Below are 1894 nucleotides of genomic sequence, written 5' to 3' on the forward strand. Positions count from 1 at the left end.
TTAACAATATATCTCATCAATACATTAGAAAGTTACAGATAGACTTGAATAATAGACCTAAGAAATGTTTAAATTACTTGACACCTAATGAAGTACATTTTGGTATCTCTATAAACATTGAGAATACAATCTAGCTTTTATTTTAGTTAAACCAAGGAGATATACTATTATGCAAAAACTTAAAGCCACATCGAAAGCATTGTTAATACTAGGATTAGGCATAACAATATTGACATCATGTTCAAATAATGATGACAAAAGCAATGTTGATCCATTAGAACTTTATAGCAAAGTTACACAGCTTGAAGCTGCTTTTGATGAACAATATGGTGATACTTTTAAACTACCAGAAAATGCTAAACAATGTACTGCAAATATTACCAAAAACTCAGATGTATTTAAGTATATGGATAGCAAAACAGGTTATGATTATACAGATAACTCTCAATATGCCCAAACCGCAAAAAAATTAGTAGATAGTTTAGATAATCTAATGTATGAATTTAAAGATATTGGCTTTATTAAAGCTATAGAGAAAAGTGGTAAACGCCCTGCTATTATGTTCGATATTGATAACACTCTTGAGTTAACTTCTTTTAATGATGATTACGATAGCAAAGGTACTAAACCAGCTCCATATATTACTGACTTTGTCAAAAAACAATGTTTTAAAGATGGAATTGATTGCTATTTTATAACTGCCAGATATTGTAATACTGCCTCAGCAACTACTACTGCAAAATGGCTAAAAGATAATCTTAATCTTACAGATCATCAGATTGATAAATATGTTTTTTTGTCAGGCTCAATTGAAAATAGCCTTTGTGCATCTGCTTCAAATGATAAAGTTGCTTATAAAGATTCATTTAGGCAAGCATTATCAGAGCAAAGAAACGTATATTGGCTTATGTCTATTGGTGATCAAATGACTGATTGGTACGGCTCTCATAGTGGTTTAAAAGTCAAATTCCCAAATCAGCTATTCCAAAGTAATATAGTACCAAATAACTATGATAACCCAAGCAATTGTATGTTGATGACTGTCACAGCACCTACTCAAAGTTGCTATGATAGAATTAAATCAGGAATATTAGAGCATGGTACAATTAATTATTGTAAGAATTTCAAAGATAATAAATACTACAGGGGCTAATAGAACCTAAAAGCTTGTTTAATTTTAAGCCCAAATGGCTACTATAGCCATAAGAGTGAAACCAATTATAACAAATGTATATTCTTTAGTATTACAACAATCTTTTATAAGTATCGATCTCTCTAATCCATGTAGAGTTCCCATATAAATAAATGTACCTGCAGCTATTGAGGTTATTGTTGGTTCAATATATGGATTAGTTACATGCTCTTGAATATTTGCACCAAATAATACTCCTAAAGGAGCCATAAGAGCAAAACCAAAAAATAATATGAATCTGATAAAAAATTGTAAATTTGACTTATTTATTACTATTGATAGTGCTAAACTAGCTGCCCATTTATGAGCTATAATAGCTAATAAAACTATTACCTGCTACACTAAATTCATGAGATACTCCTAAAGCCGAACCCGCAAGGAAACTATGAATTGATAACATAATTGTTGCCATTATAGCCATGAAGGATAAATTTCCTTTATTATTCTTCGCTAGAGATCCTCCAATATGCTCCATCCATAAGAAAAATAACACCGTTACTCCAGAAATCATAAAGGGGTATGGATAATCTACATTGAGACTGAAGAAATCACTTGCCGCATCCCCTAGCATATGAGAGTTATTGTCAAATCTAGTGTATGGGAATTAAGCGGCATAATTTTTATCCTGTTTTATTTTGTCAACTTCATGCTCAGAAATGCCATCAATAAAAGTTACATTATTTAGCATTTCATTAATTCTCT

Annotated in this window: 3 protein-coding genes and 1 pseudogene; 2 read left to right on the plus strand and 2 right to left on the minus strand. The window is 30.8% G+C overall.

Going from position 1 to position 1894, the window contains the following annotated elements; translation table 11 throughout:
* Together F8C69_RS11540 and F8C69_RS10030 are read left to right on the plus strand one after the other, a co-directional pair.
* A pseudogene (locus F8C69_RS11540) lies at nucleotides 1-134 on the plus strand (IS30 family transposase); the annotation flags it as partial.
* A gap of 35 nt (nucleotides 135-169) precedes the next feature.
* Nucleotides 170-1153, plus strand: coding sequence for an HAD family acid phosphatase (locus F8C69_RS10030; protein WP_159185034.1), 984 nt, complete (start codon nucleotides 170-172; stop codon nucleotides 1151-1153).
* 24 nt (nucleotides 1154-1177) lie between these two features.
* Here the strand turns inward: F8C69_RS10030 and F8C69_RS10915 are convergent, their stop codons facing one another.
* Together F8C69_RS10915 and F8C69_RS10920 are read right to left on the minus strand one after the other, a co-directional pair.
* Nucleotides 1178-1522: a ZIP family metal transporter gene (locus F8C69_RS10915; protein ID WP_307838292.1), complete on the minus strand. Its 345-nt coding sequence runs from the start codon at nucleotides 1520-1522 to the stop codon at nucleotides 1178-1180.
* Nucleotides 1494-1685, minus strand: coding sequence for a hypothetical protein (locus tag F8C69_RS10920; protein WP_234393289.1), 192 nt, complete (start codon nucleotides 1683-1685; stop codon nucleotides 1494-1496). Before F8C69_RS10920 ends, F8C69_RS10915 begins: the two co-directional genes overlap by 29 nt.
* Between the last annotated feature and the right edge of the window lie 209 nt (nucleotides 1686-1894).

The sequence above is a fragment of the Francisella noatunensis subsp. noatunensis genome (genome assembly GCF_009823375.1).
In the GTDB taxonomy this organism is placed as follows: domain Bacteria; phylum Pseudomonadota; class Gammaproteobacteria; order Francisellales; family Francisellaceae; genus Francisella; species Francisella noatunensis.